The 18690-nt window shown below is 42.4% G+C and carries 20 protein-coding genes and 1 riboswitch; of the genes, 17 read left to right on the top strand and 3 right to left on the bottom strand.

Annotated features, from left to right (window positions below; all coding sequences use genetic code 11):
• Positions 1-72: 72 nt before the first annotated feature.
• The 14 genes from MKZ10_RS02050 (at position 73) to MKZ10_RS01985 (ending at position 13206) form a co-directional block, all read left to right on the top strand.
• Positions 73-1089 carry an ABC transporter ATP-binding protein gene (locus MKZ10_RS02050; protein WP_342507431.1) on the top strand — a complete coding sequence of 339 codons (1017 nt, stop codon included), beginning with the start codon at positions 73-75 and terminating at the stop codon, positions 1087-1089.
• Positions 1076-2008, top strand: coding sequence for an ATP-binding cassette domain-containing protein (locus MKZ10_RS02045; protein ID WP_342507429.1), 933 nt, complete (start codon positions 1076-1078; stop codon positions 2006-2008). Before MKZ10_RS02050 ends, MKZ10_RS02045 begins: the two co-directional genes overlap by 14 nt.
• A 6-nt stretch (positions 2009-2014) precedes the next feature.
• Positions 2015-2980, top strand: a complete 966-nt coding sequence (gene opp4B, locus MKZ10_RS02040) for an oligopeptide ABC transporter permease (RefSeq protein ID WP_342507427.1) — start codon at positions 2015-2017, stop codon at positions 2978-2980.
• Between the two features lie 35 nt (positions 2981-3015).
• Entirely contained in the window at positions 3016-3918 is a 903-nt protein-coding gene (locus tag MKZ10_RS02035) for an ABC transporter permease (protein ID WP_342509967.1), read from the top strand.
• Between the two features lie 18 nt (positions 3919-3936).
• Positions 3937-5784, top strand: a complete 1848-nt coding sequence (opp4A, locus tag MKZ10_RS02030; RefSeq protein ID WP_342507425.1) for an oligopeptide ABC transporter substrate-binding protein — start codon at positions 3937-3939, stop codon at positions 5782-5784.
• A 165-nt stretch (positions 5785-5949) separates the two neighbouring features.
• Entirely contained in the window at positions 5950-6873 is a 924-nt protein-coding gene (locus MKZ10_RS02025) for an LD-carboxypeptidase (protein ID WP_342507424.1), read from the top strand.
• A 22-nt stretch (positions 6874-6895) separates the two neighbouring features.
• Complete coding sequence (locus MKZ10_RS02020) at positions 6896-7798, top strand: C40 family peptidase (RefSeq protein WP_342509965.1); 903 nt, start codon at positions 6896-6898, stop codon at positions 7796-7798.
• Between the two features lie 429 nt (positions 7799-8227).
• Positions 8228-8530 (top strand): urease subunit gamma, encoded by a 303-nt coding sequence (gene ureA, locus MKZ10_RS02015; RefSeq protein ID WP_342507421.1) that lies wholly within the window; start codon positions 8228-8230, stop codon positions 8528-8530.
• A 15-nt stretch (positions 8531-8545) separates the two neighbouring features.
• The gene (locus tag MKZ10_RS02010; protein WP_342507419.1) at positions 8546-8914 is read left to right on the top strand and encodes an urease subunit beta; all 369 of its coding nucleotides are present in this window, start codon (positions 8546-8548) and stop codon (positions 8912-8914) included.
• Entirely contained in the window at positions 8911-10626 is a 1716-nt protein-coding gene (gene ureC, locus MKZ10_RS02005) for an urease subunit alpha (protein ID WP_342507417.1), read from the top strand. The genes MKZ10_RS02010 and ureC overlap by 4 nt, the downstream gene beginning before the upstream one ends.
• Before the next feature lie 18 nt (positions 10627-10644).
• Positions 10645-11091: an urease accessory protein UreE gene (locus tag MKZ10_RS02000; protein WP_342507415.1), complete on the top strand. Its 447-nt coding sequence runs from the start codon at positions 10645-10647 to the stop codon at positions 11089-11091.
• On the top strand, positions 11033-11773 hold the full coding sequence (locus tag MKZ10_RS01995; protein ID WP_342507413.1) for an urease accessory protein UreF: 741 nt from the start codon (positions 11033-11035) through the stop codon (positions 11771-11773). The genes MKZ10_RS02000 and MKZ10_RS01995 overlap by 59 nt, the downstream gene beginning before the upstream one ends.
• A gap of 19 nt (positions 11774-11792) precedes the next feature.
• Positions 11793-12407 (top strand): urease accessory protein UreG, encoded by a 615-nt coding sequence (gene ureG / locus MKZ10_RS01990; RefSeq protein WP_342507411.1) that lies wholly within the window; start codon positions 11793-11795, stop codon positions 12405-12407.
• Positions 12408-12441: 34 nt separating this feature from the next.
• Positions 12442-13206, top strand: coding sequence for an urease accessory protein UreD (locus tag MKZ10_RS01985; RefSeq protein ID WP_342507409.1), 765 nt, complete (start codon positions 12442-12444; stop codon positions 13204-13206).
• A 35-nt stretch (positions 13207-13241) separates the two neighbouring features.
• On the opposite strand, the gene MKZ10_RS01980 is transcribed toward MKZ10_RS01985, so the two are convergent.
• Positions 13242-13634: a hypothetical protein gene (locus tag MKZ10_RS01980; RefSeq protein WP_342507407.1), complete on the bottom strand. Its 393-nt coding sequence runs from the start codon at positions 13632-13634 to the stop codon at positions 13242-13244.
• Between the two features lie 90 nt (positions 13635-13724).
• Here MKZ10_RS01980 and MKZ10_RS01975 point away from each other — a divergent pair, with 90 nt between their 5' ends.
• The 3 genes from MKZ10_RS01975 to MKZ10_RS01965 all read left to right on the top strand — a co-directional run bounded on the left by MKZ10_RS01975 (position 13725) and on the right by MKZ10_RS01965 (position 16612).
• Positions 13725-14201 (top strand): acyl-CoA thioesterase, encoded by a 477-nt coding sequence (locus MKZ10_RS01975; protein WP_342507405.1) that lies wholly within the window; start codon positions 13725-13727, stop codon positions 14199-14201.
• Positions 14202-14303: 102 nt separating this feature from the next.
• A riboswitch (SAM riboswitch) is annotated at positions 14304-14416 on the top strand.
• 105 nt (positions 14417-14521) lie between these two features.
• Positions 14522-15259 (top strand): cyclase family protein, encoded by a 738-nt coding sequence (locus tag MKZ10_RS01970; RefSeq protein ID WP_342507403.1) that lies wholly within the window; start codon positions 14522-14524, stop codon positions 15257-15259.
• Between the two features lie 240 nt (positions 15260-15499).
• Positions 15500-16612, top strand: coding sequence for a 5-methyltetrahydropteroyltriglutamate--homocysteine S-methyltransferase (locus MKZ10_RS01965; RefSeq protein ID WP_342507401.1), 1113 nt, complete (start codon positions 15500-15502; stop codon positions 16610-16612).
• Positions 16613-16993: 381 nt separating this feature from the next.
• Here MKZ10_RS01965 and MKZ10_RS01960 read toward each other — a convergent pair whose 3' ends face one another.
• Positions 16994-18019: a DUF4179 domain-containing protein gene (locus tag MKZ10_RS01960; protein ID WP_342507399.1), complete on the bottom strand. Its 1026-nt coding sequence runs from the start codon at positions 18017-18019 to the stop codon at positions 16994-16996.
• Positions 18016-18579, bottom strand: coding sequence for a sigma-70 family RNA polymerase sigma factor (locus tag MKZ10_RS01955; protein ID WP_342507398.1), 564 nt, complete (start codon positions 18577-18579; stop codon positions 18016-18018). The genes MKZ10_RS01960 and MKZ10_RS01955 overlap by 4 nt, the downstream gene beginning before the upstream one ends.
• Positions 18580-18690: the final 111 nt, after the last annotated feature.

The following is an 18690-nucleotide window of genomic DNA, read 5'->3' as shown; positions in this document are numbered from 1 at the left end:
TGGGGCGAGTGATTAATCAGAAAATTTTATATTAATAGTTTGCAGTTGGCATAATGCAAGGAGGAAGTCATCATGGGAAACCCAGTATTGGAAATTGAAAATCTACGCACATCATTTCGGATTAAAGATGACTACTATGCGGCGGTTGACGGTGTATCATTGACGGTTGGAAAAAACGAGTTGTTGGCAATTGTTGGAGAATCGGGCTGCGGGAAAAGTGCATTAGCATTTTCGATAATGGGTCTTCATAACAAGGCAAAAGTAGAAGGTAATATTCGTTTTAAAAATCATAATATTGCCAACATTTCACCTGCAAAATTGAATGAATTACGCGGGAAGGAAATGGGCATGATTTTTCAAGACTCACTTTCTGCGTTGAATCCGTTAATGATTATTGGTGACCAAATTGGTGAAATTATTTACATCCACAATCCAAAGCTTTCAAAAAATGATCGAAAAAAGAGAGTCATCGACTTACTGAATAAGGTCGGAATTGTCCGTCCGGAATTTACGTATGACCAATTTCCACATGAATTATCGGGTGGGATGAGGCAACGGGTCGTTATTGCGATGGCGATTGCTAACGAGCCGGAGTTACTTATTGCGGATGAACCAACGACTGCACTCGATGTTACAATTCAATCGCAAATCCTCGATTTATTGAAAGAGTTAAAAGAGGATAGCCAAGCAGGGATTATTCTTATTACACATGATTTAGCGGTTGTTGCTGAGATGGCAGACCGGGTGGCTGTGATGTATGCAGGACAAATTGTTGAAATTGCAGATGTCTATACGCTGTTCGAAAATCCGTTGCACCCTTACACTAGATCATTATTGAATTCCGTGCCACATGCGAGTGAAATCCAATCTGAACTCCATGTCATTGAGGGAATTGTTCCATCTCTGCAAAAGTTAGAGCGTGAAGGTTGTCGTTTTAGTCCAAGAATTCCATGGATAGACAGCTCGGTACATGAAAAGAATCCAGCCCTACATGAAGTCAGTCCGGGTCATTTTGTACGCTGTACTTGTTATCAGCATTTTACCTTCCCTGAAAAAAGCAAGGAGGATCAGCGCCATGTCGTTTCTTGAAGTCAAAGATTTAAAAGTCCACTTCCCTATTCACGGTGGCATACTGGGCAGAACTGTCGATCACGTTCGAGCAGTTGATGGTGTGTCGTTGTCGATTGAAAAAGGAAAGACATACGGACTTGTTGGTGAATCGGGATCTGGGAAAACAACGACTGGACGGGCAATCATCGGGTTGAATAAAATTACTTCGGGTCAGGTTCTTTTTGAGGGGCAAGACATTACAGATTTACGCCGTTCAAAAATGGATGCACGTCGTGATATCCAGATGATTTTTCAAGATCCTTATTCTACATTGAATCCTAAAAAGCGAGTGCTCGATATTGTGTCTGAGCCGCTTCGTAACTATGAAAGTCTTTCAAGAGTTGAAGAAAGAAAACGCGTTCAGGAATTATTAGAACTTGTTGGATTAAGCCCTGAAAGTATACATAAATACCCACATGAATTCTCAGGTGGGCAGCGTCAACGAATTGGCATTGCTCGGGCAATTGCTTTAAAACCAAAACTAATTATTGCGGATGAGCCTGTGTCAGCTCTTGACGTGTCTGTTCAGGCGCAAGTCTTGAATTTTATGCAGGAGATTCAGAAAGAGTTGGGGTTAACGTATCTTTTCATTAGTCATGATCTTGGAATTATTAGGCATATGTGCGATCGCATTGGCATTATGTATAAGGGACGGTATGTTGAGGAAGGAACACCAGATGATATTTTTAACAACCCACAGCATATCTACTCAAAACGATTGGTTGCGGCGATTCCTGATATTGACCCTCGAAAACGTGAGCAACAATCACAATTCCGCCAACAAGTAAAACAAGAGTATGAGCAGTCCTATAACGATTATTTCGATGACTTGGGCTTGGCCTATAACCTACAGCCAGTATCGGACACACATTTAGTGGCTCTGCCTGGGAGAGGGTGAATAATTATGTGGAAATTCACTGTACGTCGAATTGGAATTATGATTCCGCAGCTTGCGTTACTGAGTATTTTAGTATTTATACTGGCAAAAATGATGCCTGGGGATGCGTTAAGTGGTTTAATCGATCCAAGCATTAAGCCGGAAGCGATGGAAGTTATGCGTGTCAAACTGGGTTTGGACAATCCTTGGTATACCCAGTATATGGATTGGGTTAAAGGAATCGTGATAGATGGAAGTTTTGGACAATCGTTTCGTTTTAAAATGCCAGTGACTGAGTTAATCGCTCAGCGAATGGCCAATACATTTTGGTTGTCTCTTATGACATTATTCTTAACGTATCTGATTGCAATTCCTCTGGGGATTACAAGTGGTCGTTTTAATGACACATGGGGTGACCGCTTGATAACGGGTTATACGTACCTAGGGTTTGCTGCACCGTTATTTATATTTGCATTAGTTATGCTTTGGATATTTGGTTTTAACCTTGGTTGGTTCCCTACTGGAGGGAGTGTAAAGCCGGGTCTTTCACCGGGAACATTCGAGTATGTAGTCAGTAAGATTCAACACTTGTTGCTGCCTTCCTTGTCGATGGCACTGATTGCAACGGTTTCGACTGTTCAGTATTTACGCAGTGAGATCATTGATACAAAACAGAAGGAATTTGTTGTGACGGCGAGGGCAAAGGGTGCGTCTGAATCACGCGTCTATAACCGTCATATTTTACGGAATTCGTTGTTGCCGATTGCTGCTTTCTTTGGCTATGAAATTACGGGACTAATTGGCGGGACGGTCTTTATTGAAAGTATCTTTGGGTATCCAGGGATGGGCCGACTATTTTTAGAATCTATTACATTACGTGATTTTAGCGTAGTGACAGCTGTAGTTATCATATTTGGGGTTGCTGCGATTTTAGGTGCATTGCTCTCGGATATTATATTAAGTATTGTGGACCCACGCATTCGCATAAAATAATAACTCGATAGACTTTGAGGTGATTAAGGTTGGAAATGAAAATAGCTCAATTACCTGATAATGCCCAGAGTGATGATAGAAGTCCATCTGGTTGGCAGATTATCTGGCGTGAAATTGTCCGCGATAAATTGGCCCTTGTGTCATTAATTTTTCTTATACTGATTATGATGTTTGTCTATGGTATATCCCTATTTTTAGATCAAAGTGAAATTGTTAGAGTTGACTTGTTCTCTATTCACAAGGCTCCATCTGAGCAGTTTTGGTTAGGGACGGATCAGGGTGGACGTGATGTTTTTGGACAACTGATTATTGGGACGCGAAATTCACTGTCGATTGGGATTCTTGTAACAGTTATGACGGGCGTTCTTGGAATTTTCGTTGGATTAGTCTCCGGTTATTTTGGCGGAGCAATTGATAATATTTTAATGAGAACGGTAGACTTTTTCATGATTCTACCATTCCTAATGATTATTATTGTATTCAGTTCAATTACGCCGAAATATTCAATCTGGACGTTTTCATTGATTATGACCGCTTTTTTATGGATGGGAAAAGCAAGGTTAATACGTTCGAAGGCTTTGCAGGAAAGGGAACTGGACTATGTTCAGGCTTCCAAGACGCTTGGTTCCTCGAATTTTAAAATTATGTTTTCACAAGTATTGCCGAACCTAAGTTCAATTATTATCGTGTCAATGACCTTGAACTTGGCGGCAAATATTGGATTGGAATCAGGCCTGTCCTTTTTAGGATTTGGTTTTCCGGAAAGTACACCGAGTCTTGGGACACTTGTGAGTTATGCAAGAAACCCACAAACGTTGGAGTTTAGATGGTGGATTTGGTTGCCCGCATCAGTACTAATTTTAGTACTGATGTTGAGTATAAATAATGTTGGTCAAGCGCTTAAACGTGCGACTGACGCAAGGCAAAGAAGAGGATAAGAAAGGGGAGAGATTGATATGGTTGGAAAGAAAAGTGCAAGTAAAGTTTTGTTCGCGATGCTCCTTGTTTTACTACTCGCGTTAGCTGCTTGTAATAAAGCGGAAGAAGCAACTCCAGATGATTCTGGTGCGAAAGATGAAGAGAAACCAAAAGTAGAAGAGGAAAAAGAGGAAGAGAGTGGCGAAAAACTCTATTCTATCGATGATTTTAGCAACATCAAAACAAATGAAGGTGAAGCAATCGAAGGAGGTTCGTTCACATTCGGTCTTGTTTCGGATACTGCATTTGAAGGAACTTTGAACTTTAACTTCTATTCAGGAGACCCGGATGCACAAGTTCTTCAGTGGTTTGACGAAGGACTCCTAACATGGGATGCAAACTTCGTGTACACAAATGATGGTGCAGCAACATATGAATCATCAGAAGATGGTCGTACATTTACATTCAAGATTAAAGACAATGTAAACTGGCATGATGGTCAGCCGGTAACTGCAGAAGACTGGTTATTTGCCCACCAAGTGCTAGCGCATCCTGATTATGATGGACCACGTGCTGGAGATGTCTTGAACATTGAGGGTATGGCAGAATATATCGCTGGTACAGCAGATACGATTTCTGGTATTGAAGTTGTCAGCGATAAAGAATTGAAAATTACTTATTTGGAAGCAACACCATCATTGATCACAGGTGGAATTTGGACGTACCCGCTTGCGAAGCATATCTTTGGTGATATGGCAGTAGCAGATATTTCATCTTCTCCAGAAGTACGTCAGAACCCAATCGGTTTTGGTCCGTTTAAAGTGGACACAATCGTTCCTGGTGAGTCTGTTACTTATGTGAAAAACGAAGATTACTGGCGTGGAGAACCTGGACTTGATACGGTTACTCTAAAAGTTATCAATCCAAACGTTGTTGTGCAAGCATTGGAAAAAGGTGAAGTCGATACAGTAAGTAGCTTCCCAGTAAACCAATATCCGGATAATGCAGATATGGCAAACGTTGAGTTCCTTGGTGCGGTAGACCGTGCGTATTCATATGTTGGATTTAAATTAGGTGCATGGGATGAAGAAAACAAAGTTGTAAAATATAACCCAGAAGCAAAAATGGCAGATAAGAATTTACGTAAAGCAATGTGGCATGCAGTGGACAATAACGCTGTAGGCGACAGATTCTATCACGGTTTACGTTGGGCTGGTACTACGTTAATTCCACCATCCCACCCAGAATTCCACGATGCAACGAACCCAGGTGCTGCGTATGATCCTGAGTTAGCGAAGCAAATGCTAGATGAAGCTGGCTATGCAGATGTGGATGGCGATGGTTTCCGTGAAGATAAAGACGGCAACGAATTAGTAATGTCTTATGCTTCTATGTCAGGTGATGATATTGCTGAGCCATTGGCACAGTACTACATCCAAGCATGGGAAGCTGTAGGTTTGAAAGTAGAACTATTAGATGGTCGTTTACTTGAGTTCAACAGCTTCTATGACCGCGTAGGTAGCGGCGGAAAAGACGACCCTGCTATTGACATTTATGCTGGTGCATGGGGCGTAGGGATTGACGTTGACCCAAGTGGATTATATGCAAGCAATGTATTGTATAACTTCTCACGTTGGGAAAATGAAGAAAATGATCGTTTGCTAGCTGCAGGTATTTCTGAAGAGGCATTCGATGTGGAAAAACGTAAAGCAATTTATAACGAATGGCAAGCACTAATGGTGGAAGAGGTACCTGTATTCCCAACACTGTATCGTTCTATGGTTGTACCGGTTAATAACCGCGTGTTGAACTATGCGATTGGTGATGGCACAGGTTACTACTTGAATGATATTCAAGTAACACAAGATACACCGATTGCTAAATAGTAAGTTGTAACAGATTGGCCTGTGAAGGGAATAATTCCTTCACAGGCTCTTTTAATGTTAAATCGGGCGAGGCATAATTACGGGGGAAGAGGGCGTATGATAAACTGGTGATAGATGGACTGAACGAAGAGAACCTCATAGGATTATAGAAGGGAAGGAAAAGTTATGAAAATACGACCACAACGTTTACAACAAGGGGACACGATTGGCATTATTGCGCCAGCAGGTCCTCCGAATCAAGAGAGATTGAATCGTTCATTGGCATTTTTGGAGAGTTTGGGGTTGCAATGGCGATTTGGGAACAGTGTGAAAAATGTGAACGGTTATCTCGCTGGAACGGATGATGAGCGTTTGAATGACTTACATGACATGTTTGCCGATCCAGCGATTAAAGGGATTTTTTGTGCAAGAGGAGGTTACGGTTCAGCGCGCTTTGCCGATAAAATTGATTATCAACTGATGCAGGAAAATCCGAAAATATTTTGGGGATTTAGCGATATTACATTTTTGCATACTGCGATGGGATTGTATTCAAATCTCGTGACGTTCCATGGTCCGATGCTAGCGACGAATGTCGCGAAAGAATCATTTCATGAACTATCTGCGAAAATGTTTCAACAGTTATTTGAGCCGATGGAGCTTCATTATACAGAAGCAATTGCACCTCTTGAAATTGTGTCGGGTGGTGTCGCACAAGGTGAATTAGTTGGTGGGAATTTGTCTTTATTGGCGAGTGGTATAGGGACGAAGTTTGAAGTGGATACGAAAGGTAAATTAGTGTTGCTGGAGGATGTAGGTGTAGAGCCTTATGGTGTCGATCGGTTGCTCAATCAGCTGCGAATGGCGGGTAAATTAGAGGATGCAGCAGGATTTGTGGTAGGTGATTTTGCAGATGCCATGCCGAAAGACCAGGACGAATCACTAACGCTCGATGAAGTCATTGACCATTATTTGCGCGACCTTGGCAAGCCGGTTGTGAAAGGATTTAAAATTGGACATTGTGAGCCGCATTTTGCGATTCCACTTGGTGTAGAGGCGAAATTGGATGGAGACAATCGGACACTCATCATTTTACCAGGCGTAGAATGAAAGGGGAGTGAGTGTTGTGAACATGTGGTATTGTGCCGTTTCGGTAGCGACGTTGTGGACGTCACCTGAATCTGCAAGGGATATTGACGAGGCGGGGCTAACGAATCCAGTTCGGTTAACAAAATGGTTGGAGCAGTTACCGTTTGAGGCACGTCTTGACTTGTGTGATGGTAATCGAGTGCAGACGCAATTGTTGTACGGGGAACCGGTGATCATTGAGGAAACGCAGGGTGATTGGGCAAAAGTGATTGCGGTTTGGCAGTCGTCGAAAAAAGATGAGCGCGGTTATCTGGGGTGGGTGCCGCTTGTGCAATTGAAGGAAACGAAGCCTATTCATGCGCAAGGATTCGCCAAAGTGGTGTCTGGGAAAGCGCAGCTCTGGCACACAGATGGCTTACCCACCAGCGTGATTTCGTTCAATACGCTATTGCCTTATAAGAGTGTGGTAGGTGAGTATGTATGTGTAAGTACACCAGACGGCGATGCGTTGTTATTGAAGCATGATGTGGAAATGGCACCGTCCATTCACGGATTTCCTAAAAAATCCGCAGCCGAAGCGGTACAAAAGGGTCTTGCTTTCCTTGATCTACCCTATCTGTGGGGCGGGACATCCTCATACGGCTATGATTGCTCCGGGTTCACTTACAATATGTTGAGGGCATGTGGCCATATCATTGCGCGGGATGCTAGTGATCAAGCGTGTGGAGGTACGGAGATTCCGATGGATAATCCGGCATGTTGGGTAAAGGGAGATCTTCTTTTTTTCGCTGATGAAGGACAGGGAAATATTCGACACGTCGGGTTTTACGCGGGGAACGGGTTATTGCTACATTCACATTGTACAGGGAAATCAGTGGAAGTCATGAAGCTAAAAGAATCGGGCCTAGAGGGTGATCTTTGTGCAGTTCGACGTTATGAAATATGAGTTTTAAAGCCATTTCCAGTATGTATGGGGATGGCTTTTTGTTTGAAGAATATTGCTTATGGGTAAATTAATAAAGTATGAATTAACCAAATTAACGTCTTTATTTATTTGTAATTTTGTTTCCAATTGTTAGAATGTTGAAGAAACAAATGAAATGCTTTATAATCGGATAGTCAACGACAACCCTCGACATCATTCGACAAAAACTTCTTCTGCCCGCTTTAAATGGGCCCCAACCGACGGGACGCTCGTCCTAAGCTGCATGTTCTTGTGGCAATTATAAAACACAAAGAGAGTTAGAAATACGTAATAAGGAAGCCCATCTAATTTGAATTAGGTTGGTTTATTTATCTGCATTCAGCAGGTGTCAGGCTCGAAAAAATCTGGACGCAATTGATTACACAAAACACGAAAAATGAGGTGCTTGAATTGAAATTATCACCAGTTGAACAAGAGAAACTACTTCTTCATGTAGCGGGAGAACTTGCACTTAAACGGAAGGCGCGAGGGGTGAAGTTGAATTACCCAGAATCAATGGCATTGCTTAGCCACTTCATCATGGAAGGCGCGCGCGATGGCAAGACGGTTGCGCAGCTGATGAGCGAAGGTAAGCAAGTGCTGACGGTTGACGATGTCATGGAAGGTGTCGGCGATATGATTAGCGATGTGCAGGTTGAATGCACATTCCCAGATGGAACAAAACTTGTGACGGTCCATCGTCCAATTCAATAAGAGGAGGGTTCATCAATGATTCCAGGAGAAATAAGGCCAGGAGAAGGCGTGATTGAAATTAATGTCGGGCGTCCGGTAAAAACGGTTCGCGTCGCAAATACAGGGGATCGCCCAATTCAGGTGGGTTCTCACTTTCACTTTGTTGAGGTCAATAAATACCTGACGTTTGATCGTGAGGAATCGGTTGGGATGCATTTGAACATTCCATCTGGTACAGCCGTCCGTTTTGAACCAGGTGAAGAAAAGGAAGTTGAATTGACGGAATTCGGCGGGAAACGTCATGTGTTTGGGTTGAATAAGTTGACGGAAGGTTCGACGCATAATAAGGATGAAATTTTGGACAAGGCAATAGAGGGCGGCTTTAAAGGAGCGGAGGACAAATGAAGGTAACACATGAGCAATATGCAAAAATGTTCGGGCCAACGGTAGGCGACAAAGTGCGTCTTGCGGATACGGATTTGTGGATTGAAATTGAAAAAGATTATACGACATATGGTGATGAAGGTGTTTTCGGCGGCGGAAAATCACTGCGTGTATCGATGGGGCAGAATGGTAAAAACACACGTGATGAAGGCGTGTTGGATACGGTCATTACGAATGTCATGATTATTGATTACACAGGGATTGTCAAAGCGGATATTGGGATTAAAGATGGTCGTATTATTGGTATCGGTAAGGCTGGAAATCCGAATTCGATGGATGGCGTTGATCAGGATATGATTATTGGCGTGGGGACGGAAGTGTACGCGGGTGAAGGCTTGATTGCGACGGCGGGTGCGATTGATACACATATTCACTTTATTAGTCCCCAGCAAGTTGAAACAGCACTAAATGCGGGAACAACAACGTTTATTGGTGGTGGGACAGGGCCGGCAGCTGGCTCGAAGGCTACAAGTGTAACGCCAGGTGTATGGCATCTTCACCGAATGCTACAAGCGGTTGAGGATTTACCTGTTAATGTCGGTCTTCTTGGTAAGGGAAGTGCATCTGTTCCTGAGCCAATTATTGAACAAATTCAGGCCGGTGCAATCGGCATGAAGATTCATGAAGACTGGGGTGCGACTCCTGCTGCACTCGATCAAAGTTTAACGGTGGCGGATGAGTATGACATTCAAGTGGCGCTTCACTCTGACACACTCAATGAAGCAGGATTTGTAGAAGATACGATTGCGGCGATTGACGGTCGTGTCATTCATATTTTCCATACTGAAGGGGCGGGCGGTGGACATGCACCTGACCAGTTGAAATTGGCTGGGTATCCGAATATTTTACCCGCATCGACAAATCCAACGAAACCGTTTACGACGAATACGATTGACGAGCACTTAGATATGTTGATGGTTTGTCATCATTTAAAACATGATGTACCAGAAGACGTAGCGTTTGCGGACTCACGTATCCGTCCCGAAACGATTGCGGCAGAAGATATCATGCAGGATTTAGGTATTCTTAGTATCATGTCCTCGGATTCGCAAGCAATGGGACGTGTCGGTGAAGTAACGATCCGTACGTTCCAAACGGCTGATAAAATGAAAAAACAGCGTGGATCTCTTCCGCAAGATGAAGGAAAAGATCATGATAATTATCGTGTGAAACGCTATATTGCAAAATTAAATATTAACCCGGCAATTGCTCATGGGATTAGTCATGAAGTTGGTTCAATTGAAGAAGGAAAACTCGCGGATATTATTTTATGGGACCCGGCGTTCTTTGGTGTCAAAGCGGAAGTTGTTATTAAAGGTGGAATCGCAGTGTACGCTATGACAGGCGATCCAAATGCCTCTATTCCAACACCGCAACCGATGATGGGGCGTCGTATGTATGGTTTTCATGGCAAAGGGCCGCAAAATGCGGCGATGACATTTTTACCGAAAATTGCAGTGGAAGAAGGTCTTCCAGAAAAACTGGGTCTACAGCGGATGATTGGCACAGTGAAAAATTGTCGTAACATTGGCAAGGCAGACATGAAGCATAATAGCGAAACACCTGAAATTGACGTCAATCCAGAAACATATGAAGTGAAAATAGACGGTGTATTGGCGACTTGTGAACCAGTGAGTGTGCTTCCAATGGCGCAGCGATATTTCTTATTTTGAGTAAAAGGAGATTGACGAATGCTTATTGAAAAAATAATAGGTAATGTTGGGCATTATGAAGAAATTGAAGGAAAAAAAACGGAATGGATTGAGCTTGATTGGGAAGAGTTGAGCAAGCGCATCCTGCGTACTGAAACGGATCAAGGAACGGATATCGCACTTAGAATTGACCAGGAAGAGCCACTTCAATATGGTGATATCTTATTTGAAGATGACAGCCGGCGCATTGCACTTCGCACAAAAATGGAGCCAGTCATCGTTATTAGCCCGAAAGATATGACGGAAATGGGTAAGACGGCTTTCGAACTTGGAAACCGTCATACACCGGCATTAATTGAAGAAAACGAAGTTATCGTGCGAGCAGATCATACGTTAAATAAATTGCTGGATGAAGTGGGTGTCGCATATGAAACAACAGAAAGACGCTTCAAACAACCATTCAAATACCGTGGACATTCCCACTGATCTCGCCCTTTTGAGGTTCATGCAGATTCACGATTCTGCGTTTCCGATTGGGTCTTTTACACAGACGTATGGAATGGAGACGTATATTCAAGAAGATATTATCCGAACGAAAGAGGATTTGATTGCTTATTGCACATCGTTTCTCTTTCATAATTTGGTGCGTGGGGATGCGATTTTAATTCAAGAAGCGTATGCTGCGGCTCGGGCACAGGATATTGAACGACTGCTCTATTTGGAGCAATTATGTGGGGCTATGAAGCTGGCGAAGGAATCACGTGAAGCGAGTGTGAAACTTGGTAGACAGTTTATTAAAACGGTGTCTCCGCTCGGCACGGATGCGTTTCTTGCTGAGTGGCAAGCCCGCATTGATTCGACGGAAATCAAAGGACATTACGCTATTCTTTATGGTATTTATAGTGCGACAACCGGTGTCAGTGTGCATCAGGCAGTGATGATGTATTTGTTTGCTACACTTAACGGACTTGTTCAAAATGCAGTCCGTGCGGTGCCATTCGGGCAAACGACTGGCGTGGAAGTGACGTATGCATTGATTGTACAGGTGACAAAAGCAGCGCAATTCGTATCAACGTTAACGCTAGATGATATTAGCAATAATGCGCTCAGTATTGAGCTCGCTTCGATGAGGCATGAATATTTGTTTTCAAGGCTATTTATTTCTTGATTTGGAAGGGGTTATGTTAATGAAACCAGTACGTATTGGTATCGGTGGTCCAGTTGGATCGGGCAAAACTTCGCTCGTCGACCAACTGACACGTGTGATGCATAAAGACTATAACGTGGCGGTCATTACGAATGATATTTACACACGTGAAGATGCTCAATTTTTAATAAATAGCGGTGTGCTTGAAGAGAACCGTATTTTGGGCGTTGAAACGGGTGGTTGCCCGCATACAGCCATTCGTGAAGATGCTTCGATGAACTTTGCAGCAATTGATGAGCTGAAAAGTCGTTTTGCTGATCTAGACATTATTTTTGTTGAGAGTGGCGGAGATAACTTGTCTGCTACGTTTAGTCCTGAGCTTGTGGATGGCTATATTTATGTCATCGATGTTGCAGAAGGTCAGGATATTCCACGAAAAGGCGGACCTGCGTTGACGCGATCTGATCTTTTATTAATTAATAAAACGGATTTGGCTCCGTATGTTGGGGTGGATCTTGAGATTATGGATAGTGACACGAAGAAAATGCGTAATGGTCGTCCATATATATTCACAGATGTACGAACACAGAAAAATGTTGATAAAGTGGTCGATTGGATCAAGCATAGTATGCTACTAGAGGGTGCGGGTGCTTAATCCATCCCGCGCTATCCATCATGGAAAATTGGACATGGCATTCGAACTAAGAAGAGGATATACACGGATGCCGCATGTTTACCAGCAGCCTCCATTGAAGGCCAGTCGGGAATTATACGAAGGAAAAGACCCGACTGCAACGGTCTATATTATGGAGTCGTCTGGTGGGATGGTGTCGGGAGATCGCAATGATATTACGGTGAAACTTGGGCCGGATAGTCGAGTGCGGTTGACGCAGCAATCGGCGTTGAAAATCTATCCGTCGCATACGGGGGATACTTGTCATTTTACAATTGAGGTCGACCTTGCGGAACGTTCACGTTTGGAGTGGATGCCCGAGGTGCTGATTCCGTTTGTTGACGCGAAGTTTCAAGTGAATACAACGTTGCGCGTCGCGTGTGATGCAACGGTATTATGGGGTGAAATTGTTGCGCCGGGGCGTGAAAAACGCGGTGAGATTTTTGATTATCAATCATTTCGGTCGAATTTTAAGATTTTCGTAGAGGATGAGTTAATTGCTTTTGACTCGCTACATTTTGCGCCGCGTGATGCTGAGCTAGGTGGGATTGGCCTCCTTGAAGGCGCGATGTATGTCGGCTCCATTTGGCTTGTTTCTCCGAATGTCGTTAATGTTGATGTGCGTGCATTGCAGGAAACGTTGCGAGTTGAAGAAGGGCTGAAGGCTGGCATGACGCGGCTTGAAGGGAATGCAATTCATTGTCGATGGCTCGCGGTCGATCAGTGGAAGATGCAGGAAGAGATGAAGCGTGTTTATGCGCTACTGGCGGGAATGGTGTAAGAGGACACTCCAATAGGAGATGTCCTCTTTGGATTTTACTTCGATGACTTTTTCTTATTCCATACTTTTACCAAGAAATCCATAAACCAAGTATAAAAGAACATGGATCCAACTAAGACAATGGCGACGTAAATATACTGCAAGAAGCCAGGGATCGTATGTTTTTGAACGAAACTACTTGAAAACCACATGACGACTACTAGCGCAGCAATCAGTACAATCATACCGAGTGCATATATAAACATCGTACTTCGCGGTGTATTCTGAAGCGTTTTTCGAATCGTTGTTCGAAACTTTATGGCTCTCACAAGTAGATAGAAAAATAACACAAGTGATACGTAATCACTTGCAGTAAATAGTAAAATGAAACCGATTATTAGGAAGAACCAAGTAATTCTTTCATAGTGTTTTTCGATAAAAGTCGTCATTGAAATTCCTCCAATAGGTGTATACTATATTTACGGAATAGATACGGGAAAAGTTCCCTTTATTCATAAAAAACAGGGGGAGAGAGTAATATGAAAAAAAATAGACCTATGGGCCAATCGCGCACCATCCAGACAAAGCTGGTTTTGCCGCCCGATACGAACCATCTGCAAACCATTTTTGGGGGACGAGTCCTTGCCTATATCGATGAAATTGCTGCAATTACGGCAATGAAACATTCGAATACAGCAGTCGTTACGGCTTCAATCGATTCAGTTGATTTCATGTCATCTGCGCGTGTCGGTGATGTGTTAGAGCTCGAAGCACTTGTCACATCAACTGGGCGTACATCGATGGAAGTATTTGTGTCCGTTCATTCGATGAATTTACTGACAGGTGAAACGAAATTGACGACGGAGTCATTTTTGACGATGGTTGCTATGGATGAAAATAATAAACCAACTCCTGTACTGGGAATTTATCCGGAAACAGAAATTGAAAAGAGTTTGTTTGAAACTGCGCCAGCACGCCGCGAGCATCGTAAATTACGCAGTGAAATGAAGCACTAAATCTACAACATTAGTTAGTTAATTTTAAAAATTTTATATCTTTACTGTTGACATTCTATTCAAAGGACTGTATTGTACTATTTACCAACTGAATACGTAACTTTCTTATCCAGAGAGGTGGAGGGACTGGCCCTTTGATACCTCAGCAACAGACTTTTTTAGTACTGTGCTAATTCCAGAAGCCAAGTGTAATGCTTGTAGCTTGAAGATAAGAAGAGCAAATAGCGATCATGCCAAAACCTCTTCTTTTTAGTATAGAAGAGGTTTTTTTGTTCTATCTGGAGACTAAAGTTACCTTCATAAAATAAGGAGGAATGTTTATGTCGAATGAATTAATCAATGCAATTGCGTTATTAAAACAGAAAGAGTGGGTCGATTTAACACATACTTTTGGACCCGACTCGCCCCATTTCTCAGCCTTTGATGCGGCTGAATTTACAACATTATTTGATCATGATGATGGATTTTTTGCACAGAGCTTTACATTTGCGGGACAGTACGGTACGCATATCGATGCACCCATTCACTTTGTGCGTGATACAAGATATTTGGATGAATTAGGTTTGAAAGAGTTAGTTTTACCACTCATCGTTATCGATAAATCAAAGGAATCCGCTACTAATCATGATTTTACATTAGCGGTTGAAGATATTTTAAAATTTGAAGAGCAGTATGGCCGAATTGAAGCAGGTACTTTCGTCGCGCTGCGCACAGATTGGAGCAAGCGTTGGCCGGATAATGAGGCCTTTTGTAATAAAGATGCCGACGGCAATAACCGCATACCCGGTTGGGGACTTGATGCTTTGGAGTTTTTATTCGAAGAACGACAGGTGAAAGCAGTTGGACATGAAACGTTCGATACAGATTCAGCCATCGACTTTCAAAAGAACCAAGCGTTGCTAGGCGAATATTATGTGCTAGAACAAGATACTTACCAAATAGAATTATTAACAAATTTAGATAAACTGCCTGCTAAAGGTGCAGTCATTTTCAATATCGTTCCGAAGCCAGAAAAAGCATCAGGATTCCCGGTACGCTCATTCGCGATACTGCCATAATAATGAAAAAAGGGCTGCTCACTCGTGTCCCTATTCAAACAAAGCAAGCAGATCCGCTCATTCGTGTTTCTGCTCAAGCGAACTAAACAGGGTTGCCCATTTGTGTCTCTGTCCTAACAAAACCAAGCAGGTCTGCTCATTTGAATGCCTGTCCAAAGATAAGCAAATAGGAGCGCCCATTTGCGCTCTTATCATAAAAAAATCAAAATTGACTACTAAAAATAGAAAGAAGGAATAGACATGACAACTCAATCAACTACTGTAACGAAAGCGCCATTCAGAGCGGATCACGTAGGAAGTTTACTACGTCCAGATAATTTGCACCAAGCACGTAAAGATTTTAAAGAAGGTGCGATTACAGCACAACAATTACGTGAAGTTGAAACACAGGAAATTAAACGAGTTGTCGATAAACAAATTGAAGTTGGGTTGGAGCTTGTGACGGACGGCGAGTTTAGACGTACGTGGTGGCATTTAGATTTTATGGAGCATTTAAACGGATTTGAAGGATATGTTCCTGAAAAAGGGTATACATTCGATGGTGTTGAAACGGAACGTTACGATGTTCGAAACACGGGGGAAATTTCCTTTAATCCTAATCATCCGTTCATCCAAGACTTCGTGGAATTCAATGAAATCGTGGGCGGTCGTGCAGTAGCGAAACAGACAATTCCAAGTCCGAACCAACTCTTCAATGCTGGTATTCGTGATGAAAATATTTATCCGGATATCGAGGAGTATGCGAAAGATATTATTCAAGCGTACAAAGATGCACTGAATGCATTTTATGAAGCGGGTGTACGTTATTTGCAATTGGATGATGTGTACATTGCAGGACTTTCTGCTCCGGACATCCCGTTCAACGACAGTGCGTATTCAAGGGAACAACTGATTGATCTAGCGCTCCGCGTCATTAACGGCGTGTTGGAAGGAAAGCCGGAAGATTTAGTCGTGACAACACATCTATGCCGCGGAAACTACCAATCGACGTGGGCGTTTGAAGGAAGTTATGCACTTATTGCGCCAACATTATTGGCAAAAGAAAAAGTGAATGGTTTCTTCTTGGAATATGATGACGAGCGTTCAGGAGACTTCAAGCCACTGGAGTATATTCCAAATGGCGGTGCAAAAGTTGTTCTTGGCGTTGTGACATCTAAAACAGGTGAAGTGGAAGATAAAGAGGCTGTTAAAGCACGTATCCAAGAAGCCGCCAAATATGTGCCACTTGAACAACTGTGCCTCAGCCCACAATGTGGCTTCGCTTCTACACATCATGGCAACAAGTTGACAGAAGATGAGCAATGGGAGAAATTGAAGTTTATCGTCGATGTTGCGAAGGAAGTTTGGAAGTAAAATAAATAACCCTGAACAGAGCCCATTCGCTTGGTTCAGGGTTATTTATTTTGCAGTAAAAGGGACAATGAAAGATTGTTCGTGCATCGGTTTACCGATTGCGAGAGATGTTTTCACTAGGTGATAGTACCTCTACCATACACGCCTTTATGTGGATAAGCCTTGGAATGTACGAATAGAAATAGTTTTCGCCCACTGACTTACTAACAGATTCAGTCATATTTTTAAATAATCAACAAATGAATGTGGACAAGCTGTTGTTTAGTCAGAATCGGTTGATTATCCACATGTGGGTAACTGGATTGCTTTTTTTGCTTAGCTTTACATACCGGTTCGAAGAAAAGTTTGTCCACATGGGTATAATACAAACCTTGCCTATTGTTAGTGTAAATCAATAATAATAGGTTCCATTTCCTTTGTTTCTACCCCTTTACCCTCCCCAAGCGAAAAGTAGATAGTTGGCACGAATGTGAGTGATGTCGCATTTGGATCTATAGTTCGTATGGAGCCACTCGATTTGTAAGAGAGTCTATTATCGTTTGTAGTATTTCCATACCCATTGTATAGATAGGTATTTCCAAGATTATCATGAATATTGTCAAACTGAGCTGAGACAGATGACCATTCATTCAAGGCATCTGAGTCTATAAATTGCTCATAGTGAATGACGGTGGACATGTCGTTTGTTTCGAATGATTTGATTAAAACCGTTACACCGTCTTGCTCAATTGACGCATTGATGAGTTTGAAATCACTTTCTAGTTTTGTTAGTTTGAACTCAAATTGCCAATCTCCTTTTAGCTCGGTCTTTGTTTCTTTGTTGGTGAATGAATACGGCTCCCAGGAAAGGACAACTTCATCAGGAGAGGTATTTGCGAATCTTGGTGTGATCTTGGCGAGCCCCACATATGTTGTGTCACTTACTTTTCTCAAAGGCCTACCTGTTGCTGACCATCCTTTTGATTTTTCAATATCAAAAAAGTTCTCTTCACGGGGGCGATCTCCTAACTCTTTGTCCGTTTCAACGGCATAAGACACGGTAATCGCTGTTCCATCATACACAGCGTTTTCGATCATGACGGATATGCCATTATCTGTTTGAACTTGGCCAATGGCTGTTGCATATTTGTTGAAATCAAGGTCCACGTCATCTTGGAAATAGGAAAAGATATTATGCATAAATGGAAGTTGAGAAGCGACTGTTGGAAATGCCAAACTCATCGCTGTTACAGCACTTACGCCAATAATCGCTGCGGCAGTTAGCTGACGTAAGCTCATAAATTTTTTCTTTTTACGACTTTTGGCCAATATATTATTTTTAATATCGGTCTTTTTGGCATTCGACAGTTCCAGCGGTTCTATATTGTCCACATCTAAATCCAACCAATCTTTATAGCCATTCGTCATATCCATCGCTCCTTTAGTTGAATTGTCGTCGCTAGCTTTTTCTTCCCGCGGTACAGTCGGTTTTCCACCGCTGCTGTTGATAAATGCAGTGCTTCTGCAATTTCAATCGTGGATAGCTGTAAGTAGTATTTCATCATGAAAATATCACGATCAATACTCTTTAGCTGGCTGATGGCGAATAATACATCGTTTTTTTCTTCTTTTTTCATAAGTTGCTCCTGTAAGTTTTCGTCGGTTGGTTTGTGTTCAAGTAACTCGTCACCATATTCTCGGGCTTGTTGTTTTTCAAGCTTCCGAAAGATGTCAATTGCCTTATACTTCGTTATCATGGCTATCCATTTTTTAAAATCCTCAGGTTGTCCTTTAAATTGTCCAGCATTTTGCCAAACTGCTAAAAATACATCATTCACACATTCGTCAATCGCGTCCATGCGAATGCCAGAAAGAATTTTATAGGCAACGGCATTTACTAACGATGAATAGTGTTCAATTACATAGTCGAGTGCGTCTTCTTGTTGTTTTTGCAAACGTGTAACAAAATTTTTAGAATGACATCGCATGATTTCGTCTCCTTTGTTCATTCGAAAAGGCCTTTTCACTAACTATATCGAAGTGAGCTACTGAAAACTCTCAAAGTATTTTCAATATTTGTGGGAGAGGTTGAAACTTCG

Origin of the sequence: Sporosarcina sp. FSL K6-2383, from assembly GCF_038618305.1 — a bacterium.
Lineage (GTDB): Bacteria > Bacillota > Bacilli > Bacillales_A > Planococcaceae > Sporosarcina.
This window is presented reverse-complemented; position numbering and strand designations above follow the sequence as displayed.